The organism is Aneurinibacillus sp. Ricciae_BoGa-3 (assembly GCF_028421645.1).
Lineage (GTDB): Bacteria > Bacillota > Bacilli > Aneurinibacillales > Aneurinibacillaceae > Aneurinibacillus_B.
This window is the reverse complement of sequence record NZ_CP116887.1, coordinates 1,616,789-1,633,023: the sequence shown is the minus strand read 5'-3', so window position 1 is coordinate 1,633,023 and position 16,235 is coordinate 1,616,789. Positions and strand designations below refer to the sequence as shown.

Below are 16,235 nucleotides of genomic sequence, written 5' to 3'. Positions count from 1 at the left end.
CCACACGCTCCACAGGGGGAAAGAAAGGTGCTGACATGCGCCTCACGATGTTTTTCTTGGTGTTTTGGGACCATAGGTCCCACTAAAAAAATCGCGCAAGGCACTTAACACTGTAAAGCATATTCGTTTTCCATATCAACAAACTTTCTATACGAAAAACAAAAAGGCAGTGAGTTTGAGATACTCGCTGCCTTTTTGTTTTGTTACTTCTTATTCTTCCCGCCCATAATGGGATATTTATGCCGCGAAGGCGTGTGCTGCATCACCATGTACGGTTCAAGTTGACCATTCTCGTACATAAAAGGCATTGGGGTAATGGGAATATTACCGCGCATAGCAAAGTCTGCCGCTAGCTGTGCCAGTACAGACGCCCCCTTGGCATCTGCCAGATCCGCCACGATAAGCACATCCTGGTGAGGAATGGCTACCCCGATCTGCCCCTGGTTTTTTTTAGCCATGTTTGATAAAACGGCAGGGTTTAGTATGCGGCTTGCGCTGTAGCTGTCCTCGTAAGTAAAGAAGTAAAAGGTATTGCCGCCAACCCGGTCTTCTTTTGGCACAGCATCAAGTTTCCTTACGTTATCGATCGCAAGCTGATGCAGCTTCTCCTCGGACCACCCGGCCTTCTCAAGCGCATCCTTTGTGATCAGGGTGTAGCTCCGGCCTAAGTCCAGCGCATATACGACGACTGTTTCCGCCGTATGGCTTCGGTGGACATAAGGTGCCCTCGCGTTTTTTAGAAAGGAAAGGTGACGGATCACCGGAAAGATGTTCGCCTCCTGACCTGTCAACACATGTTCCGTCAGCGCGAGCTCAAGCGTGTCAGAGAGCTTTGAGGTAAAATCTGCAAGTATTTGATCTTCTTCCGCGCTGTTCGCCTCCATGTTAGCCAGAAGCGCATCCAGCTTTATCCTAAGCGGCTGCTTCTGCTGCAGGCTTTCAATGACGAGCATCGGTTTATCTTCTTCCGTAACGTTAATTTGCCAACGTCCAGCCAGCGCATCTTTTATCACTGCGGACACTTTGTTAAGACGAGCGCGATATTCCTGATTTTGTTCCTGATCCATTGTTTGTGTCCTTTTTACTTGTTTGACATAATTAACCCGTCATGCAGGCCTGGACTTCCACTATCAGTTGAAGATGTTGCTTCTTCGATCACCTTGCCTGTATCGACATCAACAAAACGGATTGTTGTGTAAGCCGGAAGCGTTATCCGACCGGCGATATACGGATAGGAGATAACGGCGGCGTAAGCTTTACCAGGATCCGGGCTTGTCTTTTTCACATAAACGGTTGCCTGTTCCCAGTTGGATTCCTGCCGTATGATTTGCAGGCCATACCCGGGGTTGGGGCTCATGCCCCGGGAAATAATATAGAGATTCCCCTGATGGCTGATGCCGGTATTGTGTTTAGCTTTCTCCACAAACGCCTTCTCATCCGGTGTTAAGGATGACTCCGCAATCGGGACAAACACCGGTTCACTCGTGCGCACATTTATCGTCCTTGCGCTCGCGTTCCATTTCAGCTGAAAATTTAATTTCTCTAAGGCCCAGCGTAAAGGAATATAGAGATGATTATCAATCCGCACAGCCGGTTGGTTAACAGCCACCGGCTTACCATCTGCCGCAACTTTATTTAGATCTGTATAAAAGAAAAGGTTGTGCCCGTGTGCATAAATGGCAGTTCCATCAGTCTGTGTATCTATAGTGCCGTTTACAAAAGAGGCAAAATCAGCGGCATCAACCATAGTCCGCCCATTAACCAAACGAGGTTCAGTTTTAAACGAAACCGGTTGGCCTTGCAATTTCACTAGTAAAGGAGCCGCTGGCGAAGCTTGTAACCCTGCCTGCACGGAAAGCGCCATAATCCCGACAAGAACTGCAGTTGCAATTTTTTTCCTACTTATCATGATGCTCATCTCCTTCTATACATCGATCATATATACCTTGACGACGCAAGTAAAGGAATTGTTGCATGAAACTAAAATTTGGCATGCAGTTTGCTTTCAAACTCCCGGACCAATTGTTCACCGTCTTCCCCGGTTAATTCTGCCACACGCTGCAGAGCACTCCCAATAAACGAGGAGAGTTCCGCAAGTTCTTCCTCGTTATAGTGAATTTCTTCCCCTTCAATATTAGCTGTTACAACAAGGGATGTGAGAAACGAAGTCATCGGTACGTATTCGTCGTTTAAGAAGTAGAAAATATGAGGGTACTTCTCGATCAACAGACTTGCCCACGAATTAACGGACCGATTATTCACTAAGTCGTCCACTTCCCCAGCAAATCCGTAAAAGGAAAAAACGATCTTCCCTTTCTTCCGTTCCATTTCTTCTGCTGTCATGGCGTTAAAAAACCGTTCAAATTTATTTATATCTTCGTTCTCTACTTCTTCCCGCGAGATTTGAAAAGGAATCATGTGGGTAAAATCTGGTTCCTGTGCAGCAGTCTCTACGTTTTCCGGTTTCTCTGATAAAGTTTTATTAGCCGCCTGATCCTCTTCGGCCTTATCCAATGAACCCAGCCACACTTCAAAATCAACAAAGTACTGTTGGGGCAGAACAAAACCAAGTGCCTGTGCAAATCTTCGGGCTACAGGCTGGTAATCCCATTCCAGCGCGCCGCACGTGTCATAAATCAGGATGAGCCTGCTCCGGAAAAAATCGTCCTGCTTCTCCGATTGGGAAGGCAGCACAAAATGCTCATAAATCGATACGGTTTCGTCGTCTTCCCAATCTATAAAAGCGGTTAAATCATACGTCTGCTGTTCTAGCTGTTCAATGTATTTGCCCAGGCGCCTGCCAAGAAATTCATCCATCTCATCCACAAGATGAGCGTCCAGCGAAAGGCGGACCCTTCCGCTTCTGCGCAATCCCTGTTCAATGTTTTGAAACACATCAGCAACTAATTGAATCGCTTCTTTGTAGTTATGTTTTTCAATTTTGTCCCTGTTAATTATGAGCGTCAGCGGTGAGTCAAGTGGCCAATCCGGTGCAGTTTGCCCGACAGGTGCAGGTTCATCTGCTCCCGGGCGCTGCCACTCCATTGCATCCTGTTTCTCTATTTTTACGTCTTCCACCATTGCGTCAACAGGTTCATTAACAGCTGCAGCCTCTTCCTCTAATCCTCTTGAAGAGAAAATCCTCCGCAAGAATTGTTTCACCATTGTAAAGTATCCTCCCGTTGCTTTATGGAACCCGGCATCATGATCGACACCAGGACTTTCCTCTAGATGTATTCGACATGTGGAAAGCTATTCCTATCCCATTTTACTTGTGTAGAAAAAAGAAGTAAACGGCGCAGAGCATTTACAAGCGATTGGTTTAAATCACATATGGGTGCGGGTAATAAAGTAAAAGCCAGCCAAGTATCGTAAAAGGAGGGGTTTGCATGCAGACAGCCATATCAATCGGTGTAGTTATCATCGCCATCGCGGTGGTGGTTTTCACCGTTTACATGATCCTTTTCTTCAAAAGTTTAATTCCGCTTGTAAAGCATGCTGACGAGACTGTTAAACATGTTCAATCGAATATCAACCGATTAATGGCAAGCGTAGATGTATCACTGGGTGAAATCAATCGCATCTCAAGCGATATAGCGGAAAAAATGGACAGACTGGATTCCAGCTTCGAGGCCGTGGACTCCATTGGAAGAGGCCTTACTACCGCTTCGGATAGCCTGCAGGAAAAGCTAGAAAAGAGCAATGGTACATGGAAGGATAAACTCCCTGAATGGATTACCGCGGGTTTTAGCATTTATCAAGGCTTCGATAAACTGCGAAAGAATGAAAAAATTAAATCCATGTAACGAGTGTTGTCAGGGCTTTCCCATCAAGGGAAAGCTTTTTTGTATAGGTATGTATTTCACTCTAAAATAATCAAGTAATGACGGCCCGCCGGCGTGACACAAAGCGGCCGTAAAACTTGTATGTGGGAAAGGAAGAGCGGCATGAGGCGCGATGCTTTTCTTATTTCGAATAAAAAAAGCACAACTTCCCATACTAAGTACGGATGGAAATAAATTTAAAAAAGTCAGAATAATAGAGCATACGCGTGAAAATTGGTGATTGTGAGAGAATACGGGACAACATATTGTATAACACAATTTTTATATTGAACATCTGTTATATTACAATAGAAAAAAAGGAGGTAGTCAACCATGAAACCAGTATCAGAATTTTATAACAACCTGCCGAAAAAGCAATGCGCAAACTGCGGAACCGTAATGGATGAACAGGCCGAATCCTACAAGACACAATGCCCTCAATGCGAAGGAAAGGATAATTATCCTGCATAATGAATGCACAAAAACTCAAAAACTATTAAGCACCTCTCTTGCTCGTTTTTATTAAATAACCCTTATTTCTAGGTGAAAATAGAATTTATCTGATTTGATATGAAATGTATAACAAAAATAAAGAGTATGAGCAAAGGGGATGATCCTAACTCATGCTCTTTTCTTTATGACCACATATAAGACCTCTTTTACAACAACATTTCTACAAAATTGTTGCACTAAATTTATTCAGCCTCCGCTGCATGGATGGCTAACGGGCAGTTTAGCCCGTAAGTTCATATAGGAACTTGATCATAACAAACGGAAGCAAAGTATTGTATCCGTTTGTTATGAAGGTTTAATGCTAGTTCACGACTATTTTATTGTTTAATTTCGCGAAAACTTCAACCGATTTTTTGGCTAACGCGAATACCTCCTTTGTTCTATTCCAATGGATAAAGATGGCATTTTTAGATGCCCGGGTGATTGCACAATTAGTCAAAGATGGGAGATATGCTGAACCTAACATTCCGCAAGGAGTGTATGCCGAACTTCACGTGGCAAGAAAAATACGTGATCTTCTATCTGTTGACCTTCAAGCAGTGCACGGGCAAATTCATAATTGGCTGGACCGGTATTTTCCGGAGTTTCTAACGGTGTTTAAAGACTGGGAAGGCAAAGCAGCCCTCCAGCTGTTAAAGCTGGGCTTACTACCAAATGAGCTGGTAAAATTCTCTGATGAAGAGATACTAGCCTATCTTAAAAAAGCCGTAAAACGTGCAGTGGGTCTTGGAAAGGTGAGAGAGATAAAACAGGCAGCCGCTCTTTCGATCGGCAGCCGTGAGGGATCAGAGATGGCAAAAGTAGAGATTAACACACTACTCGATAAGTACCATCTCATTAAACAAAAGTTCGAAGAACTAGAATCTAAATTTGATGTCTTACTTGAACAGATACCTGGTGTTCCTCAAATGGTAGCCATCAAAGGGATTGGTAAAGATACAGTGGCAGGCTTTTTCGCAGAGGTCGGAGACCTAAACAACTATTCGCATCCCCGCCAGATTATAAAGCTGGCAGGACTAAGCTTAAAAGAAAATACATCAGGTAAACATAAGGGACAAACCAAGATTACGAAGAGAGGAAGGAAGACCTTGAGAGCTCTCCTCTTCCGAGTGGTCATGCCCTTGGTCGCCAAGAATTCTGCTTTTAAGGCTCTACATGCATACTATACGAAACGTGCGGATAATCCGTTGAAAAAGATGCAGTCCCTCATCGCTCTGTGCAATAAATTGATACATGTGTTGTTTACCATAGGTAAAAAACAGTGTGAGTTTAGTGAAGAAAGAATGTTAAGGGACATCCCTCATATGGCACTCGTAAAGAACGCAGCCTAATCGTTTGTTTCCTGGAAGTTAATCAGGCATATGGAAGGTTCAAAGATTTAGTAGACATTTGAAGCACGGATTAGTCAGTCATTCAACTATAGTTCGGGCAAGGACCCTGTCGGGCAGCATCATTGACATCCACCTCATGGAAAGGTTGGACGAAGGAATTTTGGAGCGAAGACTCTGTGAGACATGGGAGGGTTGACCTCCATGAGAAATGTGGAGATCCACCAGTGCGACCATAGGTTAACTAAATACCCACTTTTTGGATGAAAGTGGATAGGTAGCTGCAGTTTTTTTTGCCCTCCACCTCCAAAAATATCCTAGGCTTCCTCCCCGTTCCAATGAGAGAACGTCTACTAAATCTAAATAGCTTTGAAATCCTGAGAAAACAGAAGGAAACAAGAGATATGCGTTTTCTTATTGAGGGAGGATAGTTGAATTGTTCAATCATTAGGGACATGAATGTCATAACTTATAGTTAGTACGGATTTATGTCATTTTAAAAAGCAAAAAAACCTTCTGATTTAGCCTAAATCCGTAACTAATACTAATCAATTGATGAAAACACTTCAATTAGCCAATGAAAAGGTTATTTGAAACGGAGTTCTTTATCCATATCTCTGCCCACCTTATTTTTAATTAACATCGGGAGTTCTGTACAACCCAAAACTGCACTATATTTATGCGGCTGTTATATGCCGTTACTCGTATCAGCAAACAACGGATAATATATTTAGGCAAATTCAATTTGAGTCGCATGAGAAGCTAATTCCCCCTTTTGTCAAGGGGGTTTTTATTGTCTGTGCATAGTAAATGAATGGACGTTCTATCAGTCTTTTCTGCTTTCTAAAGAAAAACCAAATAGATATTGCACATTTTTACTTTAATGAATATTTATCTAAGGCATGTTCATCCTTTCCTGCATAGCATGCTACTAGAAGAGACATGTCTTTTTTAGCGGAGCTTTTGGCACTGCTTTGGTTTACATATTCCTTAAAAACAGAAAATAATCTTTCCTGCGGTCACTTCTTGCAAGCACGTAACAGGGCATTCGTTTGAATTTAAGATTTCTTATCAGCATTTGGTAATTCATCCAAGCCAAATAGCATGTCCTACGTACAATAAAGGAGGAAGGAAAATAAATGTCATCAAACACTTTTGACCTAGCCCCAGCATCAATAGGTATGGTTGCACTACCATCGACCCTACTAATCGAAACGGCAGAACTATTATCGACGATAAACTCTTTAACGGTTGATGTTCCTTTCGAGTGTGTAGTGTCTATTACCAGTTTTCTAAACCCTCCAATCGGACCCTTTACTAATGTCCGCGACGAGTTTGATTTCGCAGTTTCCAGACCACTCGGTACCGGCTTTCCTGAAAAAGATCAATTGATGTCAACCGATATTTCGGAATTTCATCAGGAAAGCACCGAATTTTTCAATGAACAGGTATTCTGTGAACTAATCAGAGCTGATATTACCGAGTGGAATGAAGCTTTGAACCGTGTGCCTCTACTGGGGATCATGATAGCAGAAGAAGGAACGTTTACGGAAGTATCACAGAAAATGATTTTAGATCTCACAGTGAAAATACTGCAAAATCAACAAGTCAAGGGCGTGAAAGTATCCGTCGTGTTACAAGAACTTTCTGCTCAAATACCGATGCGTGCAAGGATTGCCTTTCCGGCAGGACAAAATGTTCTCGAAATCAAAACAATCAAAAACCGTACAAAAATAACCCAGTGTCGTCTTATTCAACCTAAAGTTGGTACAACAAGTAAACTGTTTATCGCTGGATTTGTCCGCAAGAATATTCAATACGCCGCTAATCCAACGCCCGTTGTCCCTGCCTGTACCACACCGGACATTACGCTAACAGTTCCTCTAACCATAAACTGTTCGGCTGATATTACAGGTACAGTGAGTTGTTCGGGAGTATCCGTATCGGGAGCAACGGTAAACTTTACTACTTCGGTTGGAACAGGAGCTGTTAAGTTTTTTCCCAATCCCGCAGTAACCGATGTAAATGGTACATTTACAGCTACTCTAACGGCTGCTCAAGGTACGAGTGGAACGGTTAACATTACTGCTTCAGCAACGGTGAATGGGGTTCAGGTTTCAACTATGTCAAGTACAAATCTCAACTGTGGATCTCCTTGTCCACTCTTGGCGTCTCAAAAGTTCTTTTCTAGAGTATCCTCAGGAACGGTTGTTGGGAATGACTTGGTCATTCCGGCTGTGACCTTTACGGACGACGATGGAAATAACATCACTGCTTTTCCATCGGTTTTTCATTATTACAACCTGTTTATCAATGGAATGATTCAACCAAACGGAGTGGTTTTTGTAAGCCCCTCTCAAATACTTATATCAGGCGGAGCTGTTCTCGATAGTGATGATCCCATTGCTCTTGAATTCGTAGTCAACGTTTAATGAAATATGAAAGGAGGTGAGATAAAATGGCTGCTAGTATTGTTTCTCCCAATCTCAAAAGCAATAAATACTTCGCTCCAGCTTCGGCTGGTACAGTGGCTGGCGGAAACTTGACGATTCTCGCTACTGCTTTTGTAGATGACAATGGCAATGCGATTACCGCTTTTCCTAACCATGCCTACTACTCTCTTTATATCAACGGATTGATTCAGGAAAACGGGGTGGCTACGGTGACATCTAGCCAAATCGTCATTTCTGGCGGTGGCGCTCTTGATCCTTCGGATCCCATTTTCGTAGAGCTTGGCATCAACTTCTAGCCAGTGGCTAGTAGGTAGTTGCCATAAGTGCACAGAAAGTAGGTGAAAAAATGGCTGCAAGTATTGTTTCTCCCAACCTTAAAAGTAAAAAATATTTTGCACCAGCTTCGGCTGGTACAGTGGTTGGAGCAGATTTGAACATTGCTTCTACATCTTTTGTAGATGATAATGGCGCTGCAATTACTGCTTTTCCCACCCATGCTTACTACTCCCTTTATATCAACGGTTTAGTTCAGGAAAACGGAGTGGCTACTTTGACGTCCACACAGCTGACAATTGTCGGTGGGGCTTCGCTTGATCCTGGTGATCCAATTTTCGTGGAACTTGGCGTCAACTTCTAAGGTTAAATAACTAAGCGGAAAAAGCATCGTTCAATTGACGATGCTTTTTCTTCATTAAACATGCCCGATAATCCTTCTTTAAATACTTAAAAAAAGGGATTATTCAGAGGCCACTGCAAAAGGGGTACGAAGTACCCCTCAGTTATTAATAAACAACTCCCAAGTTATGTTTTTACATAATTTTGGAAGTTGTTTTGTTTTAAAATTGTTTTTGCTCTCCTTCTTAACTAGAAAAGAGAGCTTTTTCTAGCTTTATCATTCTCTTTGCGTTTACTACAAATGCGGTTAGAATTGCTTGTATTTGCATGCCAAATTGACCACGGTATTTTGCCCTGATCAATCCATGAACGTTCTTCAATTCAGCATTTTTATGTTCAATGCGATTTCGTATTCCTTTTCGGCTTTTATATTCATCCGATGTAAGGTATCTCATTTGTTGTTGATGTTCTTCTGACTTAATCGAAATTGAATATGTTTTTTCTTTTGTCCCTTTGTAACAGCCTTCCCGCAAGGGACATAAATGGCAAAGGTTAGTATCAAAGTAAAAGGTAAGAACTTGATTCGTACCCTGACCCTTCTTTCCTGTTTTTGCCTTGCGAATGCTTGAGTGTCCAGCAGGACAAATGACTTCGTCATTTTCCTTGTCATACTGAAAATGGTTATCCTCCCGTGTGCCATAAACCGCAGGGTTTAAAGGGATCGAGGCTACGATTACTTTTTCTTGTAGATATGTAAGATTTTCTTTAGCTGAATATGCCGTATCTGCCAATACCTCTTTAATTGGAAGCTCTTGTTCCTTGGTGTTGTTTACGAGTTTCTTAAGTTGCTTTCCATCATCTTCGTTTCCTGGTGTTACATGAACTGAAGTAATTATCTCTTCCTCAGTCATTGCAATATGGTTTTTGTAACCATAAAAACTCTTGTTTTTTGATTTCCGGCCAAAACGGGCATCCGGATCAATCGCGGAACTAATACCTTTGTTTGTTAACAGTCTTTCGTCTTCTACAATTTGCTTGGCTATATCTATTTTTTCTTTCAAGCTGCCTTCGGCATCTGGAAGCTTTTCCTGGACCTGATCAGTTAAATCTGATAAGTAATGCAGCAGTTGTTTCGCTTGTTCTTGCTCTGTTCCTTCTAACTTTGGGAATTTTGGCAGTTTCTGATAAAGTTTCCTGTGTTGTTTTTTAACGGAACGGATTATACGATTAGCAGCTTTTTTCAGAACATCTAATGGCTTGTCCTTTGTCGCATTTGCCAGAGTGTGTGTTGAGTCCAAGATAAGAGCGGTTGACTTTATGAGCCCTTTATCAACACATTGTTTTACGATGTGCTCCAGTACTTTTTCAATTTTGTTCACCCCTAAGCGATGGCGACGAAAGCGGCTGAGTTGGGAAGCATTAGGAAGAGGTTCTTCTGGATTCAATCCTAAAAACCACTTATAGGCTAGATTAACTTGCGTGTCTTCAATGACTCTTTCGTCTGAAAGGCCATATAAAAACTGAATGAAGAGAAGGCGAAATAATATCTCTGGCTCATTGGCAGGTCTTCCATAATAAGTACAGTATGAGTCTTTGACCAAGTCATAAATAAAAGAAAAATCAACATGTTTGTTGACTCGTTTTAAAATATGATGTTCAGGAATCATATTGTATAACTCAGCATGAAACGATAAAGAAGATTGACGGTGGTTTAGTAGCATATGTATTTCTCCCCAAGCGACTTGTTCTTTCCTAATTGTAACAAAAAAACGCCCCGTCGGGGCGTTCCTTCCTATAAATGTAAGTGTTTTGCAGTGGCCTCATTCAGTAGTCTCTTTTTGTTCCGCTATTGGACAGTATCCTTCAATAAGTGATAAAAAATTCTCTGGGTTTTAACCGTAATTGATTTTTGCTTTTACTCTCCATTTTTAATGTAAATAGAACATTCCAATTCCCTTACGCCTCCTTGCTTATTATTTTTTCATCCAATCCAATGTATTATTAGAACAACGCATAAGCTAACCGGGATCTTTACTTCAATAAGAAGGCTCTTTGCGGTTTCTTGTTCCGCTAACAGGGATCAATAGATAGCTTTTGAATGAGAATGTTTCATGATGTAACTTTATACATCGTCATAAATTACTTTTAAAATTGCTGATTTGAAATGAAACGTGTCCATCGTTTCTACTCATCTAATTGAACATCGCTTGAACTCAACTTTTACTAAAAATTAACAAATGGCTCTCTAAATATTAAATTTTTGAGCGGATAATTTCTATGTAAATAATTAACGAAAATAAACACTAAAATAAGGAGAACCTCATGAAAAAACATTGGCTTATTTTAGGAATACTCGTCGTATTAGGTGCCATAGGAACTATTGGAGCTATGAATAACGGTAAATACATCCATTCACAAGAAGGACTTAGCAACCCTTCAGTATCAACCGTTAAATCCGGCTAGCCCCTAGGAAACACTGTTGTACCAACTTCAGACACGAATACGACACCTACAACTAAAGGTACCAAAAATACTCGTGCTATGTATGACAAAATTAAGGAAGGCAACCACGATAGGGGTAGCGGTGGAATGACTCTAGTCGAGGTGGAAAAAATCCTTGGAAAAGGTCAGCAGACATCAGAGAGCGAGGCTTTTGGTCATAGGTACGATGACTATATGTGGGTCAACACAGATGGTACAGATTATGGTGCAAACGTTACAATTCATTTTATCGATGGACATGCTTCTGGCAAATAGGAAACATTCATGAAATAGGAGGAAGTCCTGAATAGTTGAAACAATTGTTCACACTTCTTTGAATTGCACTAACGGGAGTCGATAGTTCAACAATATAATGGAATATAAAAAAACAAAAAGGTTGTTAACCTCTTTAATGTAAGGTTACCGACCTTTGAATTAATCTTTCGGAAATGCTCCAAACTGTTCTGAAAGCCAATCTGTAAAATTAAGAGCAATGAATTGCTCTGCTTGAATTAGTTTTTCAATCAACTCATCTTTCGTCATCTGCCGATATCGCTTTCGGACATTTTTAACATCTCGATCCAGTTTTATATCGGTAAAGTCATAGGTCACAGACACTTCTTTTCTAGCTTTACGACGACTGTTCCTTGCTTGATTCTTTTTATACGATAAACTATGTTGGGCGTAATATGCGTGAAGTTCAGGATTCTTAATAGTATTTACGTGAATGCCTTTACCTTCAGGATCGATTTCTTTTGACTTTCTCGATACTGAAGCATAAGTGACATCTTGACCTTGATTAACTAATTCATCTATTGCTCGTTTACCAAGATCAGTTGTACGATTTGTTCTATCCTGTCTTGCCTGATCCAACCAAGGATAGGAACTATTCTTTGGAATTGATTCGGAGTTCTGGCTCATATTGTTCATCCCTCCTGTACTGCTCGATCAACTCAATCTCATACAGTTCCTTATCTGCATCTCTTATGACTGCTTTCATCTTTTGAACTTCCAAAGGTTTGTCGGTTTGCTCGAATAAATCCAAACTTTCTTCAGCCCACTTCTTATACTCAATAAGATCGTCTTTCTTCTCAGGTGTGGGAATCTTACCGCCACATCCTACACAAGCCATTTTCACAGGGCAAAGTGCATCCACGGAGCAAATCCCTCCCACGACTTGGGTAAATGTTCCTACTTTCTGTCTTCGTTCCTCTAAGGCTTTAATTAGTTCTTCACCACCACGGACAACCGAGGAATTTAAATGAATATAAGTAGCCATGATTTGATGAAGTTCATGGGTTTTGACGGCCACTTGGGAGTCTGTTGCTTCCGCATAATACTCTGTTACACCTGTATCTTTTTGGTGTAAAATTTTTGCGATGATATCAATAGGCACCTTTTGTGCATGTTGAAGATGGTTAGCAAAGGCGTGACGTAAAAGATGCGCTTTAATGATGATAGGATTACCTTCTTGATCTTGAAAGATCATTCTATGAAGTAAATAACGCATACATGAGGAAATACCATGACTACCAGTCAATCCTTGTCCATTATATTGAAACAAATAAGGGGCAATCCCATCTTCACCTTTTAAAATCCCGCGATTTCCTTGATATGCAATTCGAGGAATATTTCCGTCTGTATAATGTTCTTTGAGCATCTTTGTCAGATCAGATATCAGTTTGAAAGATTCCTCGGTCATATAAAAGTTCTCATGTTCAGTTCGTCCTTTTGGAATGACTCTAAACAGGTATCTTGTTATTGGCTTTTTACCATCCGTATCATTTGTAATGACCAAACACTTCTTGGTTGGGGTAATTTGAAGAACTTCATTGATTCTAGCTCCTGTTGTGGTGATCAAATCAATCGCAGTTAGACCAAAGGTTGCTGCCACATAAAACGGTTCCGGAGAAAATATTACCCCCACAGATCGCCCTTGGTTCTCCGAGATAAATTTGGGTTGAGAGAGGACACCAGCTACCTGCGATTCAAAAGGTTTTGGGTACGATTCCATTTTATCCTTAACACCGTATCCCCACTTTAGAAGAAACCTCTTTTTTCTTTCTTTGATTTCGGTATCATTTGAATAATAATAAGTACCTAGTACCCCTTCCTTGAGCAATTCTAAAAACCATAAACCTTCTCTGTCTTGACTTTCTTCTAAATCCCCCTTGAGCGGTACAGCTTTTATAAATTCTAAAAAATATTCATTTTGTTCGTAGGAGTATGCTCCGGTTTGTTTTTGCGCGGCTTTAATGGTGTTTTCACTCATCTTTTCTTGATGTGCCAGAACAAATGATCGCTTATCCCACAACCGAAAGTGAAATTGTTCCACATATTTTACATTCTTGTCAGTAGGGTCTTTATCATAATAGTTAAAGTCAAGAGGGAGGGAGAAACCCTTCGTTTGAACTTCCTTCAATACCTTTGTATACTGATCGCGCAACCGTTTCAGTTGATTCCATCTCAGATGGGCTTCAGCTCGAATTTGAGGATATACAGGAACAATAGCATTTGTCTCGTTTTTACGAGTTTCTATCGCCTGATTACGTGCTTTCTTCCTTATTCCTAACTCTTTTGCAGAGTATGTGAAGGATGGGAGTAAATAAGGCATTAGTTTTGATCTTGTTATATCGTCACACTTGGTACGAAGCCAAGATTCAACTATACGTCTGTTGCCTGTGTACGTTGAGTGAAATGATGCTCGCATACTATCCGAGTCTTCCTTTAACACTTCTTTTGTTAGATAATCATACATATGCTTATCAGGGTCGAATTCCTCCATGGAGGATAAGTCGAAAATATCGAATAGGTCTTTCAATCGTGGATGAACAGAATAAATTGAGTTTTGAATCGTTTTATAATCATTGTTATTTAATACCCTTACTACCATAGATAAAGCGAGATGGTTTGCCCAAGGAAACCCAGCACAGTTACGAACGAAATACCATAGGAAATTCTTATCAAGTTTCTCCCATCCTGATCTTCCCTTACCATCGGTAATAGCTAAAATTTCGTCTACAATGTTGCCTTTTAGCTGCTGAAACCATGTTATCTCTCTATCTAATACTACCGACATTACTCGTCCTCCAATCCCATATAAAAGTCTCGAAGTTCTTCATCTTCGATGATTATCTCTTGTTTCTTTAATAGTTCGGAAGGCAAGTGATTCGATTTTGTCTTGCGCTTCCGTTGAGCCTTATGTTCTTCTTCTACTAACTTCATATTTTGATGAAGTTGATCAATTTGCTTTAATTGCTCTTGCTCGTTAAAGTAGTGTTCATACACCTTGAGTGTTTCATCACTTCTCCATTTCATGTACTTGACCAATCCCTCGATACCCGCTGTTTTTTCTTGCTCCGTTTTGGATGTTTCGTAGATCATCCTCATTCGACGGGTGACGTACCAATGCCTCGTTTTGTGAGGATTTACGTCCATTCCGGCTACTTCCATGGCTTTCTTCCAGTGAGCATACCACGCATGGTAATTGTAGGCTGTCCCCCGTTTAGTAAGGAAAATGGGAGCTTCATCGGGTAATTCATCAAAGCATAAACCGTTTGGATCATGTTGTTTTCGCTCTGTATTGAGATACTTCATGAGCAATGTGTAGGTATCATCACTAAACAACAAGAATTTTATTCTCCGACCATGACTCCCTTTGCTAAACGTAGACATTTCACGGATCGAGGTTCTTGCCCGATAATCTCCAATATTGACTTCAATAACCTCGGTTGCTCTACCACCTGTCTCGAATAACATTCGTCCAATGACCTCATCTCTTAATGTCCAACCCACTTTTTTACCCGCTTCAAATACCTGTGAGGGAAGGAAAGGATCATCAATGATAACGGGTTGCCACTCGTCATTTAGAATTTTGAAGAAGTTATCTGTTTCACGACGACGAGTATGAGGTGAAGGTTTTTCTGTACCAGCTACTTGAGGCATACGAGGGCGACCTTTTCTCTCCCCCTCTAAAGGCTCTTGAGCCTCCTTAGAGATGGCTTGGGAATCGATTAAAGGATTTGGGTAAGGATACATCTTTTTTTTAATCATCGCCTTGTAAAACGCCTTGAGAGCAGCCAAAAAACGATTGACTGTATTAGGGCTTTTAACAGTCAGGTTGACAAATTCAAAGGTCTCGTAGGGGCGCACTTTACAATACATTTCTTGCTTTAAGTAATCCGTAACAGCCACTTGGATCGCTTGTACTTCCATGTCCCATACGACACGAGCGTTCTGATAATTGCTGAACTGGTCTAACCAACGAAAGAAGGGTAACAAGATATCTAAGTAATTGAATGCAGAGGAATCAGAAATTCTCCCCTGCTCATGTTTAAAAAAATCGGTAAGGGGCATAAAAGGTTTTCCTCTAGGATTAAAAACCAACACAGCATATTGACTAACTACACCCGTTGGACATCTGTGATAACGATAATTGCCGTTCACGATTCATCATCCTCCAACCAGTTGTAAAAAGGAAAAGGGGTTGATGGGGAATATGAATGAAATTTGAGTCTTTCCTCTAGGTTTTGTCTCTTTCGATCTATTTTTTTAGGTTGGGTGATTGGTGACCACCCTTCTTTTATAGCTCGCTTGATAAACCCTAATGGATTCTTAACAGGTTTTGGAGACTGCCTCATAATCAGCAAAATTTCTAAGGCATGTTTTAAATCTAAAACAGAGAGAAGAGTAACTTCATCCTTTGAAGGTTCAGCAAGCATCGCAATTCGGTAAGCCAAATCAACAATTTCTTCAGTTGATTGTTTGTATTCAGACTTTTCATAGCATAATTGTTGGTTGAAGGACGAATGGGCAATGATATCATGTAAATCTGACTCTGGTATTCTCCATCCTTCTTTATCATTTCGTTTATATGCGTTGGGGAACAACCCTGCTCGTAATCGACGCTTAATCGTTTCCTCACTTTTCGTTAGCTTTACAGCAGTTTCTCTAACCGTTAGATATACCATTATAAATCACTTCCTATTGTCCGCAGCCATCTTCGATGGCGGATGTTTAGC

General features: G+C 41.0%; 15 protein-coding genes and 1 pseudogene. 8 read left to right on the top strand and 8 right to left on the bottom strand.

Annotated elements, in window-relative coordinates:
* Positions 1-203: 203 nt before the first annotated feature.
* The 3 genes from PP175_RS08425 to PP175_RS08415 form a co-directional block, all read right to left on the bottom strand.
* Positions 204-1,067, bottom strand: coding sequence for a DUF1444 family protein (locus PP175_RS08425; protein WP_272442315.1), 864 nt, complete (start codon positions 1,065-1,067; stop codon positions 204-206).
* Positions 1,068-1,081: 14 nt separating this feature from the next.
* A complete protein-coding gene (locus PP175_RS08420; protein ID WP_272442314.1) occupies positions 1,082-1,909 on the bottom strand; it encodes a stalk domain-containing protein in 828 nt (275 codons plus the stop codon).
* A gap of 71 nt (positions 1,910-1,980) precedes the next feature.
* Entirely contained in the window at positions 1,981-3,165 is a 1,185-nt protein-coding gene (locus PP175_RS08415; RefSeq protein WP_272442313.1) for a hypothetical protein, read from the bottom strand.
* Positions 3,166-3,389: 224 nt separating this feature from the next.
* Here PP175_RS08415 and PP175_RS08410 point away from each other — a divergent pair, with 224 nt between their 5' ends.
* The 6 genes and pseudogenes from PP175_RS08410 (at position 3,390) to PP175_RS08385 (ending at position 8,755) form a co-directional block, all read left to right on the top strand.
* Positions 3,390-3,806, top strand: coding sequence for a DUF948 domain-containing protein (locus PP175_RS08410; RefSeq protein ID WP_272442312.1), 417 nt, complete (start codon positions 3,390-3,392; stop codon positions 3,804-3,806).
* Positions 3,807-4,157: 351 nt separating this feature from the next.
* The gene (gene yhfH / locus PP175_RS08405; protein ID WP_272442311.1) at positions 4,158-4,295 is read left to right on the top strand and encodes a protein YhfH; all 138 of its coding nucleotides are present in this window, start codon (positions 4,158-4,160) and stop codon (positions 4,293-4,295) included.
* A gap of 452 nt (positions 4,296-4,747) precedes the next feature.
* A pseudogene (locus PP175_RS08400) lies at positions 4,748-5,668 on the top strand (transposase); the annotation flags it as partial.
* Positions 5,669-6,804: 1,136 nt separating this feature from the next.
* The gene (locus tag PP175_RS08395) at positions 6,805-8,097 is read left to right on the top strand and encodes a DUF4183 domain-containing protein (RefSeq protein WP_272442310.1); all 1,293 of its coding nucleotides are present in this window, start codon (positions 6,805-6,807) and stop codon (positions 8,095-8,097) included.
* Positions 8,098-8,123: 26 nt separating this feature from the next.
* Positions 8,124-8,414, top strand: a complete 291-nt coding sequence (locus PP175_RS08390) for a DUF4183 domain-containing protein (RefSeq protein WP_272442309.1) — start codon at positions 8,124-8,126, stop codon at positions 8,412-8,414.
* Between the two features lie 50 nt (positions 8,415-8,464).
* Positions 8,465-8,755 (top strand): DUF4183 domain-containing protein, encoded by a 291-nt coding sequence (locus PP175_RS08385; protein WP_272442308.1) that lies wholly within the window; start codon positions 8,465-8,467, stop codon positions 8,753-8,755.
* 223 nt (positions 8,756-8,978) lie between these two features.
* Here the strand turns inward: PP175_RS08385 and PP175_RS08380 are convergent, their stop codons facing one another.
* Positions 8,979-10,454: an IS1182 family transposase gene (locus tag PP175_RS08380; protein ID WP_272442307.1), complete on the bottom strand. Its 1,476-nt coding sequence runs from the start codon at positions 10,452-10,454 to the stop codon at positions 8,979-8,981.
* A gap of 601 nt (positions 10,455-11,055) precedes the next feature.
* On the opposite strand from PP175_RS08380, the gene PP175_RS08375 reads away from it, so the two are divergent.
* The gene (locus tag PP175_RS08375) at positions 11,056-11,196 is read left to right on the top strand and encodes a hypothetical protein (RefSeq protein ID WP_272442306.1); all 141 of its coding nucleotides are present in this window, start codon (positions 11,056-11,058) and stop codon (positions 11,194-11,196) included.
* Positions 11,197-11,322: 126 nt separating this feature from the next.
* Positions 11,323-11,490, top strand: coding sequence for a hypothetical protein (locus tag PP175_RS08370; RefSeq protein ID WP_272442305.1), 168 nt, complete (start codon positions 11,323-11,325; stop codon positions 11,488-11,490).
* 159 nt (positions 11,491-11,649) lie between these two features.
* Here PP175_RS08370 and PP175_RS08365 read toward each other — a convergent pair whose 3' ends face one another.
* Genes PP175_RS08365 through PP175_RS08350 form a run of 4 tightly spaced genes read right to left on the bottom strand, consistent with a single transcriptional unit; the run spans position 11,650 to position 16,184 of the window.
* Entirely contained in the window at positions 11,650-12,135 is a 486-nt protein-coding gene (locus PP175_RS08365) for a hypothetical protein (protein ID WP_272442304.1), read from the bottom strand.
* Positions 12,101-14,293 carry a site-specific integrase gene (locus PP175_RS08360; RefSeq protein ID WP_272442303.1) on the bottom strand — a complete coding sequence of 731 codons (2,193 nt, stop codon included), beginning with the start codon at positions 14,291-14,293 and terminating at the stop codon, positions 12,101-12,103. Before PP175_RS08360 ends, PP175_RS08365 begins: the two co-directional genes overlap by 35 nt.
* On the bottom strand, positions 14,293-15,660 hold the full coding sequence (locus PP175_RS08355; RefSeq protein ID WP_272442302.1) for a tyrosine-type recombinase/integrase: 1,368 nt from the start codon (positions 15,658-15,660) through the stop codon (positions 14,293-14,295). The genes PP175_RS08360 and PP175_RS08355 overlap by 1 nt, the downstream gene beginning before the upstream one ends.
* A complete protein-coding gene (locus PP175_RS08350) occupies positions 15,657-16,184 on the bottom strand; it encodes a helix-turn-helix domain-containing protein (RefSeq protein WP_272442301.1) in 528 nt (175 codons plus the stop codon). Before PP175_RS08350 ends, PP175_RS08355 begins: the two co-directional genes overlap by 4 nt.
* Between the last annotated feature and the right edge of the window lie 51 nt (positions 16,185-16,235).